The organism is Gilvimarinus sp. 1_MG-2023 (genome assembly GCF_030548285.1).
The window spans coordinates 1-456 of record NZ_JAUOSC010000136.1 but is presented as its reverse complement, the minus strand read 5'-3'; the positions used below and the strand labels follow the sequence as shown (position 1 = coordinate 456).

The following is a 456-nucleotide window of genomic DNA, read 5'->3' as shown; positions in this document are numbered from 1 at the left end:
GTACCATACAAGGATTCGAAGGCTGCAATATAATCTTCATCTTCTAACAGGCGTTCGACTACGCTGGCGCGATCTGCCATGCCCATTTCAATCGGGTTTAATGGCGGGCCACCGGCCTGATCGGCGAGTGTGGAAGAGCGGCCATCATGAAACTGACCGCCCAGCCAGCCACTGTAATCGGACTGGCTGCTGTTGAAGCGACTGCGCGTACCTTCCTGAAACTCCGGTGACAGTGAGGCGTACAGCACCGTTGGTGCATTACGATCTCCCAGGGATACATCGTCATCACCAAGTGATACGGCAGCAGTCAGCCCGTTGTCATCTTCGCGGCTGTCGGTAAAGGCCTTGTCGGCATCGTGACAGCTGGCACAGGACTGGGTGCGGTTGAATGAGAGATTGGTATCGTTGAACAGGCTTTCGCCGAGGGCTGCCTTGCTTTCGAAGGCAAGGCTTGAC

Annotated in this window: 1 protein-coding gene; it reads right to left on the bottom strand. The window is 55.7% G+C overall.

From position 1 onward, the window contains the following. Positions 1-456 (bottom strand): cytochrome-c peroxidase (locus tag Q4563_RS16095; protein ID WP_303605191.1); only part of this gene is annotated, 456 nt, incomplete at both ends.